The organism is Halococcus thailandensis JCM 13552, from assembly GCF_000336715.1.
In the GTDB taxonomy this organism is placed as follows: Archaea; Halobacteriota; Halobacteria; order Halobacteriales; family Halococcaceae; genus Halococcus; species Halococcus thailandensis.
Map to the genome: position 1 here is coordinate 1 of NZ_AOMF01000009.1, position 334 is coordinate 334.

At 60.5% G+C, this 334-nt stretch carries 1 rRNA gene; it reads left to right on the plus strand.

The features are described 5' to 3' along the window. A 23S ribosomal RNA gene (locus C451_RS23040) occupies positions 1-334 on the plus strand; the annotation flags it as partial.

Genomic DNA, 334 nt, shown 5'->3' on the forward strand with positions numbered 1-334 from the left:
CAGCGGTAGTCGGGTTAGAATCCCGACGGCCTCACGGACAAGGGTTCCTCGGCAATGTTCGTCAACCGAGGGTTAGCCGGTCCTCAGTCTTACCGCAGTTCGAGTAAGACAAATCGGGAAACTGGTTAATATTCCAGTGCCCGCGTGCAATCATGCCGACGCCTCGGGGTCGACCGAGCCGGGCACTCGCCCGGTCGAATCTCCAAAACTCGTGGAAGCCGTAACGGCACGAAGCGGGCGAACGGTGAGATAGAGAAATTCGGTCCAACCTGGGGCCCGTGAAAAGGCGCACGCGGTCCGTACCCAGATCCGACACAGGTGTCCGTGGCGGCGA